At 75.4% G+C, this 21,917-nt stretch carries 16 protein-coding genes; 10 read left to right on the forward strand and 6 right to left on the reverse strand.

Annotation, left to right across the window (positions count from 1 at the left end; translation table 11 throughout):
* Positions 1 to 9: 9 nt before the first annotated feature.
* From AC2TEW_RS06100 to AC2TEW_RS06135, 8 genes are all read left to right on the forward strand, one after another.
* Positions 10 to 1,245 (forward strand): RCC1 domain-containing protein, encoded by a 1,236-nt coding sequence (locus AC2TEW_RS06100; RefSeq protein WP_484622275.1) that lies wholly within the window; start codon positions 10 to 12, stop codon positions 1,243 to 1,245.
* A gap of 176 nt (positions 1,246 to 1,421) precedes the next feature.
* The gene (locus AC2TEW_RS06105) at positions 1,422 to 2,411 is read left to right on the forward strand and encodes a PI-PLC domain-containing protein (protein ID WP_484622276.1); all 990 of its coding nucleotides are present in this window, start codon (positions 1,422 to 1,424) and stop codon (positions 2,409 to 2,411) included.
* A 135-nt stretch (positions 2,412 to 2,546) separates the two neighbouring features.
* On the forward strand, positions 2,547 to 2,963 hold the full coding sequence (locus AC2TEW_RS06110; RefSeq protein WP_484622277.1) for a spore-associated protein A: 417 nt from the start codon (positions 2,547 to 2,549) through the stop codon (positions 2,961 to 2,963).
* 116 nt (positions 2,964 to 3,079) lie between these two features.
* Positions 3,080 to 4,045, forward strand: coding sequence for an oxygenase MpaB family protein (locus AC2TEW_RS06115; protein ID WP_484622278.1), 966 nt, complete (start codon positions 3,080 to 3,082; stop codon positions 4,043 to 4,045).
* A 225-nt stretch (positions 4,046 to 4,270) separates the two neighbouring features.
* A complete protein-coding gene (locus AC2TEW_RS06120) occupies positions 4,271 to 5,803 on the forward strand; it encodes a TIGR02677 family protein (protein ID WP_484622279.1) in 1,533 nt (510 codons plus the stop codon).
* The gene (locus tag AC2TEW_RS06125) at positions 5,800 to 7,041 is read left to right on the forward strand and encodes a TIGR02678 family protein (RefSeq protein ID WP_484622280.1); all 1,242 of its coding nucleotides are present in this window, start codon (positions 5,800 to 5,802) and stop codon (positions 7,039 to 7,041) included. The genes AC2TEW_RS06120 and AC2TEW_RS06125 overlap by 4 nt, the downstream gene beginning before the upstream one ends.
* The gene (locus AC2TEW_RS06130) at positions 7,038 to 11,141 is read left to right on the forward strand and encodes a TIGR02680 family protein (RefSeq protein WP_484622281.1); all 4,104 of its coding nucleotides are present in this window, start codon (positions 7,038 to 7,040) and stop codon (positions 11,139 to 11,141) included. The genes AC2TEW_RS06125 and AC2TEW_RS06130 overlap by 4 nt, the downstream gene beginning before the upstream one ends.
* Complete coding sequence (locus AC2TEW_RS06135; RefSeq protein ID WP_484622282.1) at positions 11,138 to 12,367, forward strand: TIGR02679 family protein; 1,230 nt, start codon at positions 11,138 to 11,140, stop codon at positions 12,365 to 12,367. Before AC2TEW_RS06130 ends, AC2TEW_RS06135 begins: the two co-directional genes overlap by 4 nt.
* 27 nt (positions 12,368 to 12,394) lie before the next feature.
* Here the strand turns inward: AC2TEW_RS06135 and AC2TEW_RS06140 are convergent, their stop codons facing one another.
* A complete protein-coding gene (locus AC2TEW_RS06140) occupies positions 12,395 to 13,228 on the reverse strand; it encodes a PIG-L family deacetylase (protein WP_484622283.1) in 834 nt (277 codons plus the stop codon).
* A gap of 179 nt (positions 13,229 to 13,407) precedes the next feature.
* Positions 13,408 to 13,818 carry a Fur family transcriptional regulator gene (locus AC2TEW_RS06145; RefSeq protein ID WP_033821139.1) on the reverse strand — a complete coding sequence of 137 codons (411 nt, stop codon included), beginning with the start codon at positions 13,816 to 13,818 and terminating at the stop codon, positions 13,408 to 13,410.
* Between the two features lie 415 nt (positions 13,819 to 14,233).
* Here AC2TEW_RS06145 and katG point away from each other — a divergent pair, with 415 nt between their 5' ends.
* A complete protein-coding gene (katG, locus tag AC2TEW_RS06150; RefSeq protein WP_484622284.1) occupies positions 14,234 to 16,459 on the forward strand; it encodes a catalase/peroxidase HPI in 2,226 nt (741 codons plus the stop codon).
* 71 nt (positions 16,460 to 16,530) lie between these two features.
* Here the strand turns inward: katG and AC2TEW_RS06155 are convergent, their stop codons facing one another.
* Together AC2TEW_RS06155 and AC2TEW_RS06160 are read right to left on the reverse strand one after the other, a co-directional pair.
* The gene (locus tag AC2TEW_RS06155; protein WP_484622285.1) at positions 16,531 to 17,304 is read right to left on the reverse strand and encodes a hypothetical protein; all 774 of its coding nucleotides are present in this window, start codon (positions 17,302 to 17,304) and stop codon (positions 16,531 to 16,533) included.
* Positions 17,301 to 18,188, reverse strand: a complete 888-nt coding sequence (locus tag AC2TEW_RS06160) for a hypothetical protein (protein ID WP_484622286.1) — start codon at positions 18,186 to 18,188, stop codon at positions 17,301 to 17,303. Before AC2TEW_RS06160 ends, AC2TEW_RS06155 begins: the two co-directional genes overlap by 4 nt.
* Before the next feature lie 151 nt (positions 18,189 to 18,339).
* On the opposite strand from AC2TEW_RS06160, the gene AC2TEW_RS06165 reads away from it, so the two are divergent.
* A complete protein-coding gene (locus AC2TEW_RS06165) occupies positions 18,340 to 19,695 on the forward strand; it encodes an MFS transporter (RefSeq protein WP_484622287.1) in 1,356 nt (451 codons plus the stop codon).
* A gap of 24 nt (positions 19,696 to 19,719) precedes the next feature.
* On the opposite strand, the gene AC2TEW_RS06170 is transcribed toward AC2TEW_RS06165, so the two are convergent.
* Positions 19,720 to 20,976, reverse strand: a complete 1,257-nt coding sequence (locus AC2TEW_RS06170) for a PP2C family protein-serine/threonine phosphatase (protein WP_484622288.1) — start codon at positions 20,974 to 20,976, stop codon at positions 19,720 to 19,722.
* 81 nt (positions 20,977 to 21,057) lie between these two features.
* Positions 21,058 to 21,789 carry an alpha/beta fold hydrolase gene (locus AC2TEW_RS06175; RefSeq protein ID WP_484622289.1) on the reverse strand — a complete coding sequence of 244 codons (732 nt, stop codon included), beginning with the start codon at positions 21,787 to 21,789 and terminating at the stop codon, positions 21,058 to 21,060.
* Positions 21,790 to 21,917 lie beyond the last annotated feature (128 nt).

The following is a 21,917-nucleotide window of genomic DNA, read 5'->3' on the forward strand; positions in this document are numbered from 1 at the left end:
AGGCACCACATGATGATCTCCCGAACCGCACGGCGGAACCGGCTGCGCCCGGTCCTCGCCACCACGGTGGCCGCCGCCGCGGTGCTGGGCCTGGCCGCACTGCCGGCCGGCAGCGCGCATGCCCAGGAGAAGCGGCTGAAGTCCTGGGGCAACAACCGCGCGGGCCAGCTCGGCGACGGCACCTGGACCGACTTCCGCACCACCGCGACCACCGTGCTCGGGCTGACCAGCGCCGAGGTGGTCAAGATCGCCGCCGGCGGGTCCGGTCCCGCCACCGGGCACGGGCTGGCGCTGCTCACCGACCGCACCGTGATGTCCTGGGGTGCCAACGGGTCGGGGCAGCTCGGTGACGGCTCGGTGTTCAGCCACAACGCACCCGGGCAGGTGGTCAACCTCTCCAACGCCACCGACATCGCTGCGGGCGGCTCCCACAGCCTCGCCCTGCTGGCCGACCAGACCGTGGTCTCCTGGGGCCGCAACAACTACGGCCAGCTCGGCAACGGCACCAACGCGGACAGCAGCGTCCCGGTCCGGGTCGAGGGCCTCAACAAGGTGATCGCCATCGCCGCCGGCCTCAACCACAGCCTGGCGCTGCGCGAGGACGGTACCGTCTGGGCCTGGGGCTACAACATCAACGGCCAGCTCGGCGACGGCACTTCGGCCAGCCGCAGCGTTCCGTCCCCGGTCACCAACCTGACCGGCGTCACCCGGATCGCCGCCGGCTGCAACCACAACCTCGCCCTGGTCGGCCCGCCCAGCGGCCCCACCAAGCCCACCAGCGGCAACGCGGTCAAGGCCTGGGGCTACAACGCCACCGGCCAGCTCGGCGACAACAGCACGATCAGCCGCTACACGCCGGTCGACACCCAGGGCATCTGGCTCGGCGGGGTCTCGCAGATCGCGGCCGGCTGCAACCACAGCCTGGCCGTGACCGACAGCGACAACCGCCTCAAGGCCTGGGGGCAGAACACCTCCGGACAGGTCGGCGACGGCACCACCGACTACCGGATCACCCCGGTCCCGGTCCCGGACATCAAGGGCGTCCAGCTGGTGGCCGGCGGCCGCGAGCACACGGTGGCGCTGCTCGGCGACAACACCGTCCGCTCCTGGGGCAACAACGGCTCCGGGCAGCTCGGCAACGGCACCACCGACGACAGCAGCAAGCCGGTCACCACGCTCACCGCGCTGACCGGCGTCGACAAGATCGCCGCACCGGTGGGCGGTGACTTCAGCCTGGCCAACTGACCGCCGGGGCCCCACGGCCCCCGTCCCCGTCGCTGTCCCCGCCCCCGCTCCGGCCCTCGCCGGGGCGGGGGCGTTGTGCTCCGACCGAGCGTCATGTCCGTTTATCGAACGTCAACTTACAGTTGGTGAGATCGACATGTCCGCTTCATGTCACCGAACGCGAGGGAGTCCCCATCGTGACCGTCCGACCCAGGCGCCGCGCAGGCGCGCGGATCCTCTCGACGCTGATGTCCGCCGTGTGCGCGCTCGTCGGCCTCGCCACCCTCGGTACGGCCCCCGCGGCCGCGGCCGACCAGCGGCGCCCGGTCTACGCCATCGCGCACCGGGTCGACACCCTGGACGGCGTGGACGCGGCGCTCGGCCACGGCGCCAACGGCATCGAGATCGACGTCTGCGCCTGGTGGAACCCGAACGAGTGGCGCGCGTACCACGACTGTTCCTCGGCAGGGGACAACCGGCTCGGCCCCAGCTTCGACAGCATGATCGACCGGATCGTCGCCAACGCCGACGCGGGACGCCGGCTGGCGCTGGTCTGGCTCGACATCAAGGACCCCAACTACTGCGGGGAGCAGCAGAACCGGGGCTGCAGCGTCGCCGGACTGCGCGACAAGGCGCAGCGGCTCACGGCCGCCGGGATCCAGGTGCTGTACGGCTTCTACGAGTACCACGGCGGCAGTACCCCGGACGTCGGCGGCCGGGGCTGGCAGAGCCTGGCAGGACGGCTCGGCCCGCTGGAGGGGATCACCACGACCGGGACCCGCGACCAGGCCCGCAACGCCTTCAACCGGTCCGGCTCCGGGTTCCCGGCCGGCCACCGCGCGATGGACTACGGCGACAGCGACATCACCAAGGGGTTCGGCAACTGCACCGAGGCCACCTACAACACCTGCGCGGAGCTGAAGAAGGGCGCCGCGGACCGCGCGGCCGGGCAGCTCGCGGCCACGCTGTCCTGGACGACCACGTACAACGACCCTTGGTACGTCGACAAGTTGCTGGGTGACGCGGGGGTGGACGGCATCATCGCGGGCTACGGCGCCTTCACCGGGGTGCGCGAGTACGACAACGGCTGGCAGTGCGCCAACGCCGTCAACCTGGTCCGCGACTGGGTCAACCGCCACAGCGGCACCCACCGGATGGCCACCGCCGGGGACCGCCTGTTCCGGTAGCGGCCCCCGGGCGCCCCTACTGCTACTGCCGGCCCGGTGGGCGATACGCGGCCGCTACCGCCGTCCCCTACGCTCTCGAACTCCCGTCCGGGCACCAGCCCTTGCGGGCCGAACGAGAGTGGAGCGCAGTACCGGATGCACCAGCGAAGCAAGCGACTCGTCGCCCGGACCGGCGTGCTGGCCCTGGTGGCCGGCGCCACCGCGATGGCCCTGCCGGCGACCGCCCAGGCCGCCTCGTACAACGGGGCCTGCGGCTCGGGCTACAGCACCATCGACCACCGGGACCTCAACTCCGGCGGCACGGTCTGGCTGACCTACAGCCGCTCCACCGGCAAGAACTGCGTGGTGACGGTCCGCAACAACCCGGGCCCCGCACTGCAGATGCTCGCCGGGCTGAAGAAGTCGAGCGCTTCCGGCTGGGCGGCGCTCGACGAGAACTACTACACCAGCTACGCCGGCCCGGTGTACCTCTACGCGCCGAACTCCTGCATCGACTGGGAGGGCGGTATCGGCGAGAACGTCAGCGGCGGGTTCGACTCCCACTGCGGCTGATCCGCGGCTGATCTGCGCGGCGGCGTCCGGGGCCCGCGGCTGTCCGGCCGCGGGTCTCCGGCGTCGCTCGAGGGGGCGTACCGTGGTGGTCCGGGCGGCCGGGGCAGGGGTGGGACATGGCGACAGTACGGACCGGTGCGGCGGTGGCGGCGGACGGAGCGGGCGTGCTGGGGAAGCTGCGGGCCCGGCTGCTGGCCGAGATCAACGCGACCGTGCACGGACCCGACCTGCACCTGGAACGCTACGACCGGCCGGCCGGCGACCCGGGCCTGTTCGGCCCGGACAGCGTGGTGTGGCGGGTGCACGGCCACCCCGCCGGCATGCTGGTCGGCGGCTTCGCGGCGCTGCTGCTGCAGTCCCTGCACCCGCTCGCGATGGCCGCCGTCGACGCCCACTCCGACTTCCGGACCGACCCGACCGGGCGGCTCAACCGGACGGCCCGCTTCGTCACCACCACGACGCTCGGCTCGACGGCCGCCGCCGACGCGGCGATCGAGGCCGTGCGCAGGATCCACCCGCACATCCACGGCACCGCACCGGACGGCCGCCCGTACCGCGCCGACGACCCGGCCCTGCTCACCTGGGTGCACACCGCCGAGGTGTACAGCTTCCTGACCGGGTACCAGACCCTCGCCACCACCCCCGTGACCGCCGCCGAGGCCGACGACTACTACGCGCAGGCGGCGCTGGTCGCCGAACGGCTGGGCGCCACCGGGGTACCGCGCTCCCGCGCCGAGGTGGCGGCCTACCTGGCCCGGATCCGGCCCGAACTGCGGGTCACGCCACCCGCCCTGGACGTACTGCGGCTGTTGCGCGGCTTCGGCCGCAGTCGCCGCGAGCGGACCGCCGTCCGGCTCCTGACCAACGCCTCGCTCGGCCTGCTGCCCGACTGGGCCAGGGGCGAACTCGGTGTCCACCGGCCCGGGGTGGTCCGCACCGCCTGGGACCTGCCGGTGGCCCGGACCGGCGGCCGGGTCATGGTCTGGGCCTGCGGACCGTCCCCGATCCGGGCCGCCGCCCAGGCCAGGGCCGGCGCCGCACCGGCCCCGGACCCCACGGCAGGCCCGCCGGAAGCCCCGTAGGCGGCTGCCCGGTCAGCCCCCTCCGCCCCCGCCGCCCGGTCCCGGCCGGGCCCGGCGCACCCGGCCACCCTCCGGGCGGCGCACGGGATCGTCGCAGGCCGGCGTCGAGCGCCCCGCGCGCCCGGTGCGGCGCCCGAGATGCGGATCCCGCTCCGCGCTGTCGGTGCGTCCGCGTACTGTGGTGCCCGCCGGGTACGGGGTGACCGGCCGAGGGGAGGGGAGCAGGTGCGCAGGGTCCCGCCGGAGATGTTCCGGTTCACGACCGGGGAGAGGGCCGAACTCTACGGCGCCGTCCTGCACGCGTTCGGGGCGGCCAACGAACGGCTGGAGACCGCGCTCGGGCTCGACGAGGTCCGCTCCCGGCTGCGCGCCGTCGGCTGGCTCGACGCCGTCGACGACGACGAGCTGCACGACGCCCTGCGCCAACTGCGCACCTGGGGCCTGCTCGACGTCGTCCAGAACCACGCGGAGAACTACCGCACGGCCGAGGAGTACGAGCGCCGCAACCTCCAGTACTCCCTGACCCGGCGCGGCGAGGCCGCGCTCGCCGCGGTCGAGCAGGCCCTCGCCGTGCTCGCCGCGACCGGTGCCCTGCAGACCGCCGTCCTGGAGGCCGTCACCGACCGGCTCGACGAGCTGTACACGCTGCTCGGCGACGCCACCACCTCCGACCGCCGGGTCTTCACCACCCTGCAGGAGCTGGAGGGCCACCTCGAGGCACTGCTGGCCAACACCAAGGCCTTCAACGGCGAGTTGCAGCGACTGCTGCGCGCCGAGGGCGCGGACCTGGCGACCTTCCGGGAGGTCAAGGCCGCGACCGTCGCCTACCTCCAGGAGTTCCTGCGCAACCTCGACCAGCGCGGCCAGGCCGTCGCCTCGGCGGTCCGGCGGGTCGAGGAGCGCGGCCTCGACCTGCTGCACCGGCGCGCGCTGAACGGCGCGGAGCTGCCCCCGGCCGCCGACGGGGACCCGGCACCGGCGTGGCTGGAGCGGCGCCGGGCGCGCTGGGACGGCCTCCGGGCCTGGTTCCTGCCGGCCGACGGCACCCGGCCGCGCGTCGAGCAGCTGCACGACGTCGCGCGACGGGCCATCGTGACGCTCCTCCAGGTCCTCGACCGGATCACCGACTCGCGGCGGCGGTCCTCCAGCGCCGCCCAGGACTTCCGCGAACTGGCCCGCTGGTTCGCCGCCGCCCCCGCCGAGGACGACCTGCACCGCCTGTGGTCGGCCGCCTTCGGGCTCGGCCCGGCCCGCCACGCCCACCTCGCCCATCCCGACCCCGAACTGGTGCCCTCCTCGCACAGCTGGGCCGAGGCGCCACCCGTCGAGGTGTCCGCGCTGCTGCGCACCAGCGGCCGCACCGAGCGTTTCACCCGCACCGGCCGGGTGCGCGACATCGGGCAGGTCAAGGCCGGCCGGGCCGAGCACGCCCGCAAGGAGCGCGCCGAACTCGAAGCGGCCTGGGACGTCCTGGGCACCGACGGCCCGGTCCGGCTGTCCGCCTTCGGCCGGCTGGAGCACACCGTGTTCGAGCGGCTGCTCGACCTGCTCGGCCGGGCGCTGGCCGCCCGCCCGGACAGCGGCGGCGCCCGCCGGGCGGTCACCTCCGACGGCCGCGTCGAGATCGTCCTGCGGCCCGGCGACGGCGGCCGGGCCCTGCTGCACACCTCCCGCGGCCGGCTGGAGGGCCCCGACTACCTGGTGGAGATCCGCAGCCCCGGCGGCCGGCCCGCCCTGGTCCGGGAGGCCGCCGGATGAGCACCCTCGCCAACCAACTGGTCCTCGCCGAGCGGGAGGACATCGCCCGGGGCGTCAGACTGCTGCTCGGCCGCCCCCTGATCACCGAACGCGGGGACCCGCCCGCCTTCGAACTGATCCGCCGCCGGCAGGCCCCGCTGACCACGTGGTTCGACTACCACTGCGGCTGGCAGCTGGTGGTCGAGCCACGGCTGGGCTACGCCCGGCTGCTCAAGATCCGGACCGGTCCCGACGCCTCCCGCCCGGCCCGCCGGCCGCGCTCCGGCCGGGCGCCGTTCGACCGCCGCCGCTACACCCTGCTGTGCGTCGCCGCCGCCGAGCTGCTGTCCGTCCCCGTCACCACCGTCGGCCTGCTCGCCGACCGCGTCGTCCAGGCCTGCGCCACCGACCCGGCCCTGCCGCCCTTCGACACCGCGAGCCGGGCCGAACGGATGGCCTTCGTGGACGTCCTCAAGCTGCTGGAGACCTACGGCGCGCTGCTCACCGTCGACGGTGCCACGGAGAGCTTCGCCGACTCCTCCGACGCCAAGGTCCTCTACCGGGTCGACGCCACCGTGCTGATCCGCCTGCTCGCCGCGCCGGTCGGCCCCTCCCGGCTGGCCGTACCGGCCGAGGAGGTACCGGCGCGGTTCACCGAACTCCTCCGCGAGACGGTGCGCGAGCAGCGGTACGGCGGCGCCGACGCCTCCGAGACGCAGCGCAACCTCGGGCTCCGGCACTCGGTGCTGCGGCGGCTCCTCGACGACCCGGTGCTCCACCACGACGAACTCTCCGCCGAGGAACTGGCCTACCTCTCCTCGCCCACGGGACGCCAGATCGTCCGGCGCGCGGCCGAGCAGGGCGGCTTCGTCCTCGAGGAGCGGGCCGACGGGCTGCTGCTGGTCGACCCGGACGCCATCGCCACGGACAGCCGGTTCCCCGACGACTCCGCCACCGCCCGGGTCGCGGCCCTGCTGCTGCTCGAACCGCTGACGGCCGCCGCCGGCGGACTGACCCCGGAACAGCTCACCGCCGAGGCCCACGACCTGCTGCGGCGCTTCCCGCAGTGGGCGAAGGGCTACCAGTCCCAGGACGGCGCCGCGCGGCTCGCGGCGGACGCCGTCCGGGTCCTCACCGACTTCGGCCTGGCCCGCCGGGCGGGCGACCGGACGCTCCCGCGGCCCGCGGCCCTGCGCTACCGCGCCGCCGACCCCGCCGCCGGCACCCCGGCCCCCACCACGGAGGACCCCACCCGATGACCGTGACGCACCTCCCGCAGCCGTCCGCGGCCCGGACCACGGACCCGGGCCCCGGGCCGGTGCCACGGTGGCAGCCCGCCCGGGCCGGCATCCTCAACGTCTGGCGCTACTACGACGAGACGTTCACCTTCCACCAGGGCCGGCTGCTGCTGAGGGGCCAGAACGGCACCGGCAAGTCCAAGGCGCTGGAGGTGCTGCTGCCCTTCCTCCTCGACGCCAGCCTGCGCCCCAACCGGCTGTCCACCTTCGGCGGCTCCGAACGCACCATGCACTGGAACCTGATGGGGGAGGGCGCCTCCGGCAAGACCCGGGTCGGCTACGTCTGGCTGGAGTTCGTCGACGCCCGCGGCGGCCGCCCGGCCTGGTTCACCTGCGGCGCACGGCTCCAGGCCAGCGTCCACACCAGCGGCGTCACCGCCGACTTCTTCACCACCACCGCACGGATCGACCGCCCCGGCGGGCTCGCCCTCACCGGCGGCTCCGGCCAGCCGCTGACCCGCGCCGCACTCGCCGAGGCCCTGCAGGGCCGCGGCGAGGTGCACGCCTCGGCCGCCGACCACCGCGCCGCGGTACGCACCACCCTCTTCCCCGGGCTCAGCGAACAGCGCTACGACGCCCTGATCACCGCCCTGCTGCAACTGCGCACCCCGAAACTCTCCGAACGGCTCGACCCGTCACTGCTGTCCTCGCTGCTCTCCCGGGCCCTGCCCCCGCTCGGCCAGGGCGAGATCGCCGAACTCGCCGAAGGCTTCGAACGGCTCGACCGGCAGCGCGAGCACCTGCGCACCCTGGACGAGGAGGTCGCCGCGGCCACCACCGTCGCGGCCCAGCAACGCGGCTACGCCCAGCGGGTCCTGCGGGCCGGCGCGGCCGCGCTGATCTCCGCCACCACCGAACTGGACAACCTCACCCGGGTCGCCCGCGAGAGCGACCGGCAGCACACCGAGGCACTCGCCGAACGCGAGCGCCACACCCTCGCCAACGAGCGGCTCGAGCACACCGCGCAGGAGACCGAAGGCGCCGTCGAGGGCTTGCTGGACTCCGAGATCCACCGGCAGGGCCAGGAACTCGACCAGCTCCGCCGCCGCACCGACGGTGCCGACGAGACCGCCGCCCGGCTGCGCGCCGCCGCCGCCCGCCGGACCGGGACCGCCGCCGAGGACGCCGAACGGGCCGAGCAGGCACGGCTGCTGGCGGAGCGCCGGGCCGAGCACACCCGCGCCGCCGAGGAGGAGACCCGCGGCGTGGCGCGCCGCGCGGCGATGGAGTCCCTCTGCACCGAGCTCCGCACCATGCTCGACACCCCCGGACCGTCCGCGGAGGCGGCGGAGCAGGCGTCCGCCGCCCGCCGCCTCCTGCGCGGCGCGGTCACCTCCCGGCACGGCCAGATCGCCGAGGTCCGCGCCGCCGTCGACCTCCACGAGCGGTGCACCGCGCAGCGCACGGCCGCGGAGGAGGACCTGGACACCGCCCGCGAGGGCCTGGCCGACGCCGTCGTACGGCGCGACCGCAGCGCCAGGGAGCACGAGTCCGCGGTCGACGCCCTCGCCGACCGGCTGCACCGGTGGGCGACCGCCGACTGCGCCGAACTGCGCATCGCCGACCCCGAGGAGCTCGCCTCCCGGGCCGCCGCCGAGACCGACGTCCTGGCCCTGGTCGAGACCGCCGTCCGCGGCGCCGAGAGCGCCCTCACGGCCGCCGAGACCACCGCGCGGGCCGCCCGGGACGCCGCCCGCGCCCGGCGTGCGCAGACCGCCGCCGACCTGGACGACGCGGCCGGCGGAGCCGGCGCCCCGCCGGCGCCGCCCCGCACCCGCACCGCGGACCGCTCGGCCCTGGCGGGCGCACCGCTGTGGCAGCTGCTGGCCTTCCGCCCGGACGTGCCCGCCACCGACCAGGCCGGCATCGAAGCGGCCCTGGAGGCGTCCGGACTGCTGGACGCCTGGCTCACCCCCGACGGCGGCACCGCCGTCCCCGGCCACGACACCCTGGCCGACCCGGCAGCGGCCGCCCCCGCCCCCGGCCGCTCACTGCTGGACGTCCTGCAGCCCGAACCCGACGGCCCCGTCCCGGCCGACCTGGTCCGGCGGCTGCTCGCCGGCATCGCGTACGGCCCCACCCTCCCCGCGGGCCACCCGGCCGCCGTCGCGGCGGACGGCGGCTGGCGGCTCGCCACGGCCACCGGCAGCTGGACCAAGGACGAGTCCGGCCACATCGGCGCGGTGGCCCGGGCCCGCGCCCGGCAGCGCCGGATCACCGAACTCACCGCCCGGCTGGCCGAGGTGAGCGCCGAGGTCGCCGCGGCCGACGAGGAGCTGCGCGAGCTGGCCGGCCGCCGGCAGCGCCTGGGCGCCGACCTCGCGGCCCGGCCGCACCACCGCGAGGTGGAACAGCACCGGCGCGCCCGGGAGCGTTCGGAGTCCGAGGTGGGCGCCCGCGAGGACGCCGTCCGCGCCGCCGTCGAACGGCTCGCCCGGCGCGAGGAGGCGGTCGACGGCGCGTCACGCAGGCTCGCGGTCACCGCCGCCGGGCACGGCCTGCCGGCCGAGCGGTCCGCCCTGGCGTCCGCCGCCGCGGCCGTCGACGCGCTGCGCGACCACGCCGACGTCTGGCTGGACTCCCGGCTCGCCGCGGTGGCCGCCCGCCAGTCCTGGGAAGCCGCCCGCGCCCGGGCCGAGGACTCCCGGGCCGTGGCCGAGGACGGCGCGGCCGAGGCGGACCAGGCCGAGGCCGTCGCCCGGAGCCTGCGCGCGGCGCTGGCCGCCGTCGAGAGCACCATCGGGGCGGACTACCGCGAGGTGGCCGCCCGGATCAGCGGCCTGCGCACGTCGCTGCGCCGGACCCGCGCCGCACTCGCGGACGGCACCAGGGCCCTGATCGCCCTGGAGGGCCGGATCGGCTCGCTGGGCACGGCCACCGCCCAGGACGCGGCACGCCGGGACGACGCGGTGGCCGGGCGCAACGACGCCGCCCGGCGGTTCCGGCGCCTGTGTGCGCTGGGCTTCCCCGAGGACGCCGGCCACCCGCTCGCCCTCACCGCCGAGGACGGCACCCGCGCCACCCTCGAAGCGGCCCGCGAGGCCGCCGCCGGCTGGCCGAACCTGCCGCACGGGCCGCGCAACCTCGGCGACGCGCTCAACCGCCTGGCGGAGGCCGTCCATCGGGCCCGCCAGAGCCTCGGCGCCCGCGCCGACCTCGAACTGGAGGCCGACGAGGACATCCACGTCCTGACCGCCACCGTCGACGGTGTCCGCACCGGCGCGGCGGGCCTGCTCACCGCCCTCACCGAGGACCGGGACCGCAGCCGCGAGGACATCACCGCCGCCGAACGCGACCTCTTCGACCAGACCCTCACCGGTGACATCCGGCGCCACCTGGCGTCCCGGATCCGCCAGTCCGGCGAGCTGGTCGAGCGGATGAACGGCCATCTCGAACGGGTCCGGACCGCCTCCCGGGTCGCCGTCCGCCTGGTCTGGCAGATCCACCCCGACCTGCCGGCCGGCACCAGGACGGCCCGTGAACTCCTGCTCAAGGACCCGGCCAGGATCACCGAAGCCGACCGCGAGGCGCTGCACGCCTTCTTCCGCGGCCGGATCGAGGAGGCCAGGACCCGCAACACGGCGGCCACCTGGGAGGAACAGCTGGCCGAGGTGCTCGACTACACGGCCTGGCACCAGTTCGTCGTCAAGCTGGACCGGGCCAACGGCGCCGGCTGGCAGCTGCTCACCAAGAAGCTCCACGGCGCGCTCTCCGGCGGCGAGAAGGCCATCGCGCTCCACCTGCCGCTGTTCGCCGCCGTCGCCGCCCACTACGAGGCGGTCCCGGAGTCCCCGCGGCTGATCCTGCTCGACGAGGTCTTCGTCGGCGTCGACACGGTCAACCGCGGCCAGGTCTTCGGCCTGCTGGCGGCGCTCGACCTCGACCTGGTGCTCACCTCCGACCACGAGTGGGGCACCTACCGGGAGCTCCCCGGCATCGCCGTCCACCAGCTGATCACCGGGACGGACGGCGACGACGCCGTCACCAGCGCCCGGTTCACCTGGACCGGCGCCGACCTGGTGCCGGACGAGGACGCCCCGGGCCCCGCGGCGGTGGGATGACCGGCCGCCACCCGCTCGACGTCCCGGCGCTGCGGCCGCTGTGGCGGGCCGTCCACGACCGCCTCTCGACCGGGCGGCCGGTCGGCCGGATCCGGGTCGGGCCGCTCGACGAGGCCGGCCGCGAGGCCCTGGCCGACCTCCTCGGCCTCGACCGGCTCCCCGCGGCCGTGACAACGGTCCCGCTGGCGGAGCTGGAGACCGCGGTGGCGGAGGCCTGCGGCGGGCCGGTCCGGGAGGTGGCGGCCGCCATCCTCGGGCCGGTCGGCGACCGGGCCGCCGACCGCGCCCGCGAGGCGGACCGCCGCGCCGCGGTCTGGGACTGGCTGGCCGGCCACGAGGTCGTCACGGCGCAGCCCGTGCTGCTGGAGTGGGCGGCCCAACTGCGCGGCCACGGCCTGATCGACGGCTCACCCGAGCGGACCCGCGGTCTGCTGACCGCCGCGCTGACCGTCCTGGCAGCGGTCCCGGCCGACGGCGAACCGCTCCCGGTGCTCGCCGCCCGGCTGCTCGACGGCGACTCCCACGCCCTCGACGACGGGACCAGGCTGTCCTCGCTCGTCCTGCGGGCGCTGGCCGTGCTGTACGGCACCGGCGCACCCGAGGGCGCCGCCGCCCGGCGCGCGCTCTGGAGCCGGGCCGGCGTCACCGACGACGAACTCTCCGCCACCGTGCTCGCCGCCGGTCTCCGCCTGCCCGGCGACGGGCCGCTCGCCCGGACCGCCCGGATCTGCGCCGGGGCCGGACACCCCGTCAGCCTGACCCTCGCCCAACTGCGCTCACCCGGGCCGCTCGGCGGCCTCGGCGGGCCGGTGCACATCACCGAGAATCCCAGCGTGCTCGCCCTCGCGCTGCGCCGCTTCGGCCCGTCCTGCCCGCCGGTGGTCTGCACCTCCGGCTGGCCCAACACCGCCGTCGTGCGGCTGCTGCACCTGCTCGGCGACCGCGGCGCCGCCCTGCACCACCACGGTGACTTCGACGGCGAGGGCATCCGGATCGCCGCGCACGTCCTCGCCAGGACCGGCGCCGCGCCCTGGCGGATGGCCGCCGCCGACTACCGGGCCGCCGCGGCCCGGGTCCCCGCCGGCCCCGACCCCGGGCGCCTCACGCCGGCCCCGTGGGACCGCGACCTGGCCGACGCGATGGCCGAGCTGCGCACCGCGGTGGTCGAGGAGGTGGTCGCCGACGAGCTGATGGCGGACCTGGCGCGCCAGGTCCGCCCGCGGTGAGGGTCCGTACCGCGACCGCGCAGGGGGTCAGCGCAGTCCGGCGAAGAGGTCGTTCTCCGGCAGCGCCGCGCCGGTGGTGTCCCGGACCCGTACGAAGGTCTCCGTGCCCATCAGCTCGGTGAACCGCTCCTTGCCCATCTTGAGGAAGAAGATGTTCTCGCCCTGGCTGGCGTGCGCCGCGAGCGCGTCGAACTTCTGGCCGCCGAACGCGGTGGTGTCCACCCAGGTGGTGATCTCCTCGTCGGGCAGGCCGATCTCGGCCAGCGCGGCGGCCTCCGCCGGGTCCGGCTCGGGCCGGCCCTCGCCGAACTCCTGCATGACCTCGCCGAAGCGCTGCATCATCGAGCGCGGCGCGGTCGTCCAGTACACCTTCGGCGTCAGATCGGTCAGCTCCAGCGCCGCCATGGTGATGCGGTTCGCCTGGATGTGGTCGGGGTGGCCGTAGAACCCGTTCTCGTCGTACGTCACGACCACGTCGGGCCGGTGACGCCGCATCAGTTCGGCCAGCCGGGCCGCGCCCTCCGCCACGGGCGTCCGCCAGAACGACCCGGGGACGTCGTTGGCCGCCCAGCCCATCATCCCGGAGTCGCCGTACTCCAGCAGCTCCAGGTGACCGACCTTCAGGATCTCGCAGCTCGCCTCGAGTTCCTCGCGGCGCATCGCGACGACGGTCGCCGGATCGTGCCCGGCCTCGCCCGGCTTGACACCCCCCGGTCCGTCGCCGCAGCCGCCGTCGGTACACGTGACCAGGACCGTCCTGATGCCCTCGGCCGCGTACCGGGCCAGGACACCCCCGGTCCCGGTGGCCTCGTCGTCGGGGTGCGCGTGCACCGCCATCAGCGTCAGGGGCCGTTCAACCATCAGATCCATCCTCGGGCTCGACATGTGCTCAGGCCACAGTCTGCGGCAGCCGGACCGGCGGCCGCCCCGAATCCCGGGCGCCCTTGCCGTAGTTCTGTGCTCCGGGCACCTGAACCACCGGGGACGGAGGAAGATTCCCGGCGCCGGGCGTCCCGTGCACAGGATCCGCCGGCCGCGCGCTACGCGCAGGCCGGGCACAGCCCCCGGTAGGTGACCTCGACCCCGGAGAGGGTGAAGCCGAAGCGCTCCTCGGCGGGGAGGTCGGCCAGCGGGCTGCCGGTGGGGTGGACGTCGCGGATGGTGCCGCAGCCGGAGCAGACCAGGTGCTGGTGCGGGTGGTGCGCGTTGGGGTCGTAGCGGCGGGCGCGGCCGTCGGTGGAGACCTCCATGACCTCGCCGAGGGAGACCAGTTCGCCGAGGGTGTTGTAGACGGTCGCCCGGGAGATCTCCGGCAGCCGCTGCGCCGCGCGGGCGTGCACCTCGTCGGCGGTGAGGTGGACGTGGTCGCCGTCGAGGACCTCCGCTACGACACGCCGCTGGGAGGTCATCCGCCAGCCGCGTTCGCGCAGTCGCGCCAGTAGGTCACTCATATCGCTTCACCTATTCAGGATCATGGGGGTGTCCGGAGTTTATCAGCGGGTGTCTCGGGTCCGATCGGATATGAGCCTGGTGTCCTTCTTGACTTGGATCCTGTCCATCGTAGGATCGGTTCCGGTGATAGCCAAGGGACGGGTCGACCCCGGAACGGTAGGAGAGAGCGACGTGACGGCCACCGCCGAGGAGCGTTGCGGTGCCGGCCTTCGGGTGACGGGTACCCGTGTCGCGCTGCCCGGAACCGTCCGTGACGGCGGCCGCGCCGGCTTCGCCGGACCGACCCCGCGGGCCGCCCGGCCCGGTTCGAGGAGAGCGCCGGGGCCGGCTGCGCCGTACCCGCCGGCGCCGGTGTCCGGGCCCACCACCAGCACGTCCTTAGCATCGTGATCCGCCAGGTCCGGAAGGATTCCCATGTCTGAGAACCATGACGCCATTGTCACCGAGGCGAAGTCGGAGGGCGCGGGCGGCTGCCCCGTCGTACACGGCCGGGCCCCGCACCCCACCCAGGGCGGCGGCAACCGCCAGTGGTGGCCGGAGCGCCTCAATCTGAAGATCCTTGCCAAGAACCCGGCCGTCGCCAACCCGCTCGGCGGGGAGTTCGACTACGCCGCGGCCTTCAACACCCTCGACCTCGCGGCGGTGAAGCAGGACATCGCCGAGGTCCTGACCACCTCGCAGGACTGGTGGCCGGCCGACTTCGGGCACTACGGCCCGTTCATGATCCGGATGGCCTGGCACAGCGCCGGCACCTACCGGATCAGTGACGGCCGCGGCGGCGCCGGCGCCGGCCAGCAGCGCTTCGCCCCGCTCAACAGCTGGCCGGACAACGGCAACCTGGACAAGGCCCGCCGCCTGCTGTGGCCGGTCAAGAAGAAGTACGGCCAGAACCTCTCCTGGGCCGACCTGATGATCCTGGCCGGCAACGTGGCCCTGGAGTCGATGGGCTTCGAGACCTTCGGCTTCGGCGGCGGCCGGGCCGACGTCTGGGAGCCCGACGAGGACGTCTACTGGGGCCCCGAGACCACCTGGCTCGGCGACGAGCGCTACACCGGCGACCGTGAGCTGGAGAGCCCGCTCGGCGCGGTCCAGATGGGCCTGATCTACGTCAACCCGGAGGGCCCGAACGGCACCCCGGACCCGATCGCCGCGGCCCGCGACATCCGCGAGACCTTCCGCCGGATGGCGATGAACGACGAGGAGACGGTGGCCCTGATCGCGGGCGGCCACACCTTCGGCAAGACCCACGGCGCGGGCCCGGCCGACGCCGTCGGCGCCGACCCCGAGGCCGCCCCGCTGGAGCAGCAGGGCCTCGGCTGGAAGAACTCCTTCGGTACCGGCAAGGGCGGCGACGCGATCACCAGCGGCCTCGAGGGCATCTGGACCAACACGCCGATCACCTGGGACAACAGCTTCTTCGAGATCCTGTTCGGCTACGAGTGGGAGCTGTTCCAGAGCCCCGCCGGCGCCAACCAGTGGCGGCCGAAGGACGGCGCGGGCGCCGGCACCGTCCCCGACGCCCACGACGCGGCGAAGACCCACGCCCCGACCATGCTCACCACCGACCTGTCGCTGCGCTTCGACCCGGCGTACGAGCAGATCTCCCGGCGCTTCCTGGCGGACCCCGCCGCGTTCGCCGACGCCTTCGCCCGCGCCTGGTTCAAGCTGACCCACCGCGACATGGGCCCGGTCGTGCGCTACCTCGGCCCGGAGGTCCCGTCCGAGACGCTGCTGTGGCAGGACCCGCTGCCCGCCGCGGCCGGCGAGCCGGTCGGCGCCGCCGAGATCGCCGACCTCAAGGCCCGGATCCTCGCCTCCGGCCTGTCGGTGTCCGAGCTGGTCTCCACCGCCTGGGCCGCCGCCTCCTCCTTCCGCGGCAGCGACAAGCGCGGCGGCGCCAACGGCGCACGCATCCGCCTGCAGCCGCAGGCCGGCTGGGAGGTCAACGAGCCCGACCGGCTGGCGACCGTGCTGCGCACCCTGGAGGGCGTCCAGCAGGAGTTCAACGCCGCGGGCGGCCGCCAGGTCTCGCTGGCCGACCTGATCGTGCTGGCCGGCGGCACCGCCGTGGAGAAGGCCGCGAAGGACGCCGGGTTCGACGTGGAGGTGCCCTTCGCGCCGGGCCGCACCGACGCCTCGCAGGAGCAGACCGACGTGGAGTCGTTCGCGGCGTTGGAGCCGTCCGCGGACGGGTTCCGCAACTACCTCGGCAAGGGCAGCCGGCTGCCCGCCGAGTACCTGCTGATCGACCGGGCCAACCTGCTGAACCTCAGCGCCCCCGAGCTGACGGTCCTGGTCGGCGGCCTGCGCGTGCTGGGCGCCAACCACCAGCAGTCGCAGCTCGGCGTCCTGACCGCCACCCCCGGGTCGCTGACCAACGACTTCTTCGTCAACCTGCTCGACCTGGGCACGACCTGGAGCGCGGCCTCCGGGGACGCCAACACGTTCGAGGGCCGCGACGCGGCCACCGGCGAGGTCCGGTGGACCGGCAGCCGGGCCGACCTGGTGTTCGGCTCCAACTCCGAGCTGCGGGCGCTCGCGGAGGTCTACGCGAGCGACGACGCTAAGGAGAAGTTCGTGGCGGACTTCGTCGCGGCCTGGGCCAAGGTGATGGACCTGGACCGGTTCGACCTGGTCTGATCCCGTCGACGGCGTCCGGGCCGGTCCGCACGGACCGGCCCGGACGCCGTCTCTCGCCCTCCTGGGCACCGTCAGCGCGGCTGCTCACGCCGCGCGGCGGGCTCCTGGCCGAGCAGGGCCGCGACGGTGTCGCGCGGGCTCCGGTTGCGGCCCGCCTTCGGCACCAGCCGCGCGGGGTCGGCCGAGTCTCGGACGAAGGCGTGCAGCCGCTCCCGGTGGGCGGCCAGCACGAGGTCCGTCCGCTCCCCGGCGATCTCCGCCGAACCGTCGGTGGTGTAGTGGACCGCGGTCAGCAGCGCGGAGCGCTCGGCCGCGGCGAGCACGGCGTCGGCGTCCGGTGCCGCATCGGACCCGGCCCACGGGCCCTGCGGCAGCCAGTCGGTCACCATCCGCAGGGTCTCCTCCAGGGTGTGCAGCGACAGCTCGTGCACCCCGAGCGCGTCGATCCGCACCAGCAGGCAGATCTGCTCCGGCTGGGGCAGGACGAGGACGCGCCACGGCTCGCCCGGCCGGGCGCCGGTGATCCGCGCGTCCAGCACCATCCGGGCCCGGCGCTGGAAGGTCACGGCGATGCCGAGGTCGCCGCGGACCTGGATCTGGTCCGCGCCGGCGCCGGGCACCAGCAGCTGCCGGGCGGCGAGCGAGCGGACCGCCTCGGCCAGCACCTCGTCGCCGGGGCGGGCCTCCAGGAAGTCCACCACCGCGTCCACCACGGTCAGTTCGGCACTGGTGTAGGCGCCGAGCGGGACCGCTCCGGTGTGCACCAGGCCCACCACGGCGGTCACCAGTCCCTCCGGGACCGAGACGGATCCCGCCTGCGGCTCACGGCCGTCGCTCTCGCTCACCGGTCCTCCCGGGTCGGTTGCGTCCCGGCTGGCGGCTGCTCGCCGGGGGTGAACAGGAGCCGGGCGGCGGGCGGCAGCGGCGCCTCGCTGATCCACACCTGCGAGTTGCCGAACAGCCCGCGCCCGGCCCGGTCGAACAGGGTCTCGCCGAGCTCGTCCGAGGGGTCCGCCAGCTCCGGCGGCGGGAACCGGACGGCCAGGTCGGCGGAGGCCGAGGTGGTGTCGTCGTCGGCCTCGATCCGCCGCAGCGCGGCGGCCAGCGCCCGGGAGACGGCCGGCGCCAGCTCGGTCGGGGCGGTGACGGCGGGGGAGAGGTACATCGGCCGCCGCTCGGTGACCCGGGACAGCCCCCAGGGGCCGACGTTGCTGCGGGTGACCCGGTAGACCACGTAGTCCATCAGGTGCCGGACGTCGTCCAGGCTCGGCAGCTTGCGCGCGCCGAACGCGGCCGGGGTCTTCTCCAGCTGCAGCCAGGTGCCGGTCGCGGTGCGGCCGTGCAGCTTCTCGCGGACCACCAGGCCGCGCATGCCGATGTCGGGGTAGCGGGTCTTGTCGATGTCGCGGTGGTGGCTGGAGATCCGGCGGTGGCTCACCTCGGGGAACAGCCAGGCCTCGTACAGCTGCGGGTCGTCGACCAGGACGTGGCCGCCGCACAGCACGTCGTGCAGCTGCGGGACCTGCAGGCCGTTGCCCTCCAGGTCGGCCAGGATGGCGGCCTCCTGCGGGCTGAGGCCGGCGGCGGCCAGCAGGCCCTTGCGGTAGGTGCCGTTCTGCGCGGTCAGCTCGATCAGGATGCGGACCCGGTCGCGGGTCTCCTGTGTCCGGCGCTCCCGCTCCGCCCGCTCGGCGCGGCGTCTGCGGCGGCGCCCCTGTCCACTGGCCATGGGATTCAGTACAGCACCGGCGGGCGCCGCCGCCCGGCCGCGTTGGCCCGTTCGGGTGCCGTCCCCGCGGAACCGGTGGGACGGCGGGGCGTCCGTTCCCTTGGCAGCGCCGGGGCCGGCCCCTACACTCGGCCGAACGCGAGCCAAGCTCATGTTCCTCGAGGAGGCGGAGATCAGCGGAGCCGAACCCCCGGCGGCGGCCCCGGCCGCACCCCCCGCCCCGGCCACCACCGCCCTGCCCGCCACCACGACGGTCCTGCCCGCCACCGCCACCGCCACCGCCGCGCTCGCCGAGCCCGTGACGCCGGTCCGGGCCGGCTGGACAGCCACCCTCAGCCTCGCCTCGCTCGCCGTCTTCCTGGGGTTCTTCACCCCCATCCAGATCCTCCTGCCGCTCCAGCTCGAACAGCTCGACCCGGGCCGCAAGGCCGAGCTGCTGGCCTGGGTCACCGGCACCGGCGCCCTGGTCGCGATGGTCGTCAACCCGCTGGCCGGCGCGCTCAGCGACCGCACCCACTCCCGCTACGGCCGCCGCCGCCCGTGGATCCTCGGCGGCGCCCTGCTCGGCGCCGCCGGCCTGCTGCTCACCGCCGGCCGGCACGGCCTGGCCGGGATCACCGCCGGCTGGTGCCTCGCCCAGACCGGGCTCAACGCCATGCTGGCCGGGGTCACCGCGCCCGTCGCCGACCAGGTGCCGCTCTCCCAGCGCGCCCTGGTCTCCGGCTGGACCGGCATCAGCCAGTCCCTCGGACTGGTGGTCGGCGCGCTGCTGGTCACCCTGGTGGGCGGCGGCGTGCCGGTCGGCTACGCGCTCACGGCGGTGCTCACCGTGGCACTCGCGCTGCCGTTCGTGCTCGGCCACCGCGAGCCGGTGCTGCCGCGCGGCGCCCGCGCGCCGTCCGGCCGCCGCGCGCTGCTCACCGGCTACTGGGTCAGCCCGCGCCGGTACCCGGACTTCGGCTGGTCGTGGCTGACCCGGTTCCTGATCAACCTGGGCAACGCGCTCGGCACCCTCTACCTGCTCTACTACCTCACCGACGCCGTCCACCTGGCCTCGCCCGACCAGGGCGTCCTGATCCTCACCGCCGTCTACACCGCCGCCGCGCTGCTCACCGCGATCCCCTCCGGCCTGATCTCCGACCGCACCGGCCGGCGCAAGCGGCCGGTGGTGGTCTCCTGCCTGACCATGGCGGCCGCCGCCGTGATCCTGGCGCTGTGGCACAGCTGGCCGGCCGCGGTGGCCGCGGCCGCCGTGCTCGGCGCCGGCTTCGGGATCTACCTGGCGGTCGACCAGGCGCTGGTCACCCAGGTGCTCCCGGCCGCGGCCGACCGCGCCAAGGACCTCGGCGTGATCAACATCGCCAACTCCGCGCCGCAGGTGCTCGCCCCGGCACTGGCCGCACCCCTGGTCGCCCACCTCGGCGGCTACACCGGCCTCTACCTCGCCACGGCCGCCGTCACCCTGCTGGCCGGCGCCCTGGTGCACCGCATCCGCGGCGTCGCCTGACCGGGCCCGGCCGGGGCGCGGCCGTCACAGCCGGACCACCACCAGGGCGGTGTCGTCGTCGGCGCCGTCGTCCCCGCCCGGGCACAGATCCTCCAGCAGTGCGTCCGCGAGCAGGTCGGGGGCGCCCGCCCGGTGCCGGACGACGCTGTCGACGAGCCGCCGGATCCCGGTGTCGATGGACTCGCCCCGCCGTTCCACCAGACCGTCGGTGCAGAGCACCAGGGTCGCGCCGGGGCCGAACCGGACCGTCGCCTCCGAACGGGCCGCGGACTGCGGCCACGCCCCGAGCGGCGGGTCGGTCGCGGCGTCCAGCAGGTCGACCTCGCCGCCGGCATGGACCAGCACCGGCGGCAGGTGCCCGGCACTGCTGTACACGACCGTGCCCGCCGCCCGGTCGATCACGGTCTGCACGGCCGTGGTGGCCAGCGCGCCGTCCAGCCCCGAGGAGAACCGGGTCAGCGTGCGCAGCGCCTCGGCCGGCCGCCCGGTGGCGCGGATCGCCGCGTTCAGCGCGCTGTGCAGCTGACCCATCACCCCGGCGGCCTCCAGGCCGTGGCCCACCACGTCGCCGACCGCCACCGCGACCCGGTGCTCGTCCAGGTCGAGCAGGTCGTACCAGTCGCCGCACACGTTCAGCGAGCCGGTCGCCGGCCGGTACCGCACCGCCGCGAACGACCGGTGCGCGGGCGCCAGAACGGGCAGCATCGCCCGCTGCAGACTGACCGCGACCGCCCGCTCACGGGCGTGCGCCAGCCGCAGCTCCGCGTTGAGCTCCTGCAGCTCCTGGGCGCGGGCGAACAGGTCCGCCGCCATCTGCTCCTCGTGGGTCAGCTCCCCGCCGGGCGCCTCCCCGTCCCGGTGCGCCTTGAGCTGCTGGACCAGCGCGGTGACCTCCTCCACCCGGTGGACGATCAGCGCCACCCGGCCGTCGGGGCCGAGGACCGGCGTGTTGACCGGGCTCCAGTACCGCTCCTCGAACTCACCGGGGCGGTCCGGCAGCTCGACGTCGTACTTCTGCAGCGCCATGCTGTCCGGCGCGCCGGTGCGCACCACCCGCTCCAGCGACGCCCGCAGCGTGCGGACGCCGCTCGCCTCCGGGTCCGCCGGATTGTCGGGGAACACCTCGAAGACGTACCGGCCGGCCAGGTCCGCCAGGCTCCGCCCCGAGGTCCGCAGGTACGCGTCGTTGGCGTCCACCATGACCAGATCGGGGGTGAGGATCAGGGTCGGGCTGGGCAGCGCCCGGAACACCGCCCCGTAGTCCACGCCCGGCCCGGTCACCCGGTCCCTCGCTCACGTCGCATCGTGGCCGCCAATCTACGCCCGCCCCGGGCCGGCCGCAGGCTCCCGCGTCCGGGCGGGCTACCGCGTCAGCGACAGCTGCAGGCCGCCCTCCAGCGGGGAGCGCAGGGCGAGCGCCGCGGCCACCTCGGCGGGCAGCTCGTCGAGGCCGAGCAGGCCGGCGCTGAGCCGGGCGGCCGCCCGGTGCCAGTCGCCGGCCCGGCGCAGCAGCGCGTGGCCGCTGCCCTCGACCCGGTAGCCGGCCACCTGGGCGCCCGCGGCGCGGGCCCGGCCGGCGAACAGCAGGGTGTCGGCGGGCGCGGTGACCCGGTCGCGGTCGCCGTGCAGCATCAGCAGCCGGCGCCCGGCCAGGTGGTCGCAGGGCTCCTGCTCGGGGCACCAGGGCGCGAGCGCGACCACGCCGGTCACACACGGGTGCCCGGCGGCCCGCAGCGCCGCGCGCCCGCCCATCGAGTGGCCGATCAGCACCGTCGGCACCGGGCCGAGCTCCTCGGTGAGGTCGGACAGGGCAGCGAGGGTGTCCCTGGCCGGGTCGGCGCGCTCGCCGTTCCAGCCGCGGCAGCGGTAGCGGACCGTCCCGACGGCGACCCCGCCGCCGGCCGTGGCCCGCTCCACGGCGCAGCTGAACCCGCGCATCCGCAGGCCCGGCAGGTTGACCGGGCCCGGGGCGCGCAGGCCGTCCACCTGGCCGCCGTGCAGCACCAGTACCGCGGCGCTCGGCGACTCGGGCCGTACCCGCCACACCAGGGCGCGGTGCGCACCGGCCCGCGGCGGTGCCGTCCGTCTGTCCACGCAGTCACTCCCGTCGCTCCGGGGTGTCACTCTACGCGCCGCCGTCCGCGAACCGTAAGCATCGTCCGGGGATCCCGGGACGCGGTGGCTCATAGGGTGGACGACGGGTCCGCCGGGCCTTTCGCACC

Source organism: Kitasatospora sp. NEAU-CNBT7, assembly GCF_057220535.1.

What these genes read in the sequence shown, in the direction of transcription:
- AC2TEW_RS06140 (WP_484622283.1), bottom strand. Translation starts at nt 13,228, where the DNA reads ATGGTTGAACGGCCCCTGACGCTGATGGCGGTGCACGCGCACCCCGAC.
- AC2TEW_RS06135 (WP_484622282.1), top strand. Translation starts at nt 11,138, where the DNA reads ATGACCGGCCGCCACCCGCTCGACGTCCCGGCGCTGCGGCCGCTGTGG.
- AC2TEW_RS06125 (WP_484622280.1), top strand. Translation starts at nt 5,800, where the DNA reads ATGAGCACCCTCGCCAACCAACTGGTCCTCGCCGAGCGGGAGGACATC.
- AC2TEW_RS06130 (WP_484622281.1), top strand. Translation starts at nt 7,038, where the DNA reads ATGACCGTGACGCACCTCCCGCAGCCGTCCGCGGCCCGGACCACGGAC.
- AC2TEW_RS06165 (WP_484622287.1), top strand. Translation starts at nt 18,340, where the DNA reads ATGTTCCTCGAGGAGGCGGAGATCAGCGGAGCCGAACCCCCGGCGGCG.
- AC2TEW_RS06160 (WP_484622286.1), bottom strand. Translation starts at nt 18,188, where the DNA reads ATGGCCAGTGGACAGGGGCGCCGCCGCAGACGCCGCGCCGAGCGGGCG.
- AC2TEW_RS06145 (WP_033821139.1), bottom strand. Translation starts at nt 13,818, where the DNA reads ATGAGTGACCTACTGGCGCGACTGCGCGAACGCGGCTGGCGGATGACC.
- AC2TEW_RS06115 (WP_484622278.1), top strand. Translation starts at nt 3,080, where the DNA reads ATGGCGACAGTACGGACCGGTGCGGCGGTGGCGGCGGACGGAGCGGGC.
- AC2TEW_RS06100 (WP_484622275.1), top strand. Translation starts at nt 10, where the DNA reads ATGATGATCTCCCGAACCGCACGGCGGAACCGGCTGCGCCCGGTCCTC.
- katG (WP_484622284.1), top strand. Translation starts at nt 14,234, where the DNA reads ATGTCTGAGAACCATGACGCCATTGTCACCGAGGCGAAGTCGGAGGGC.
- AC2TEW_RS06110 (WP_484622277.1), top strand. Translation starts at nt 2,547, where the DNA reads ATGCACCAGCGAAGCAAGCGACTCGTCGCCCGGACCGGCGTGCTGGCC.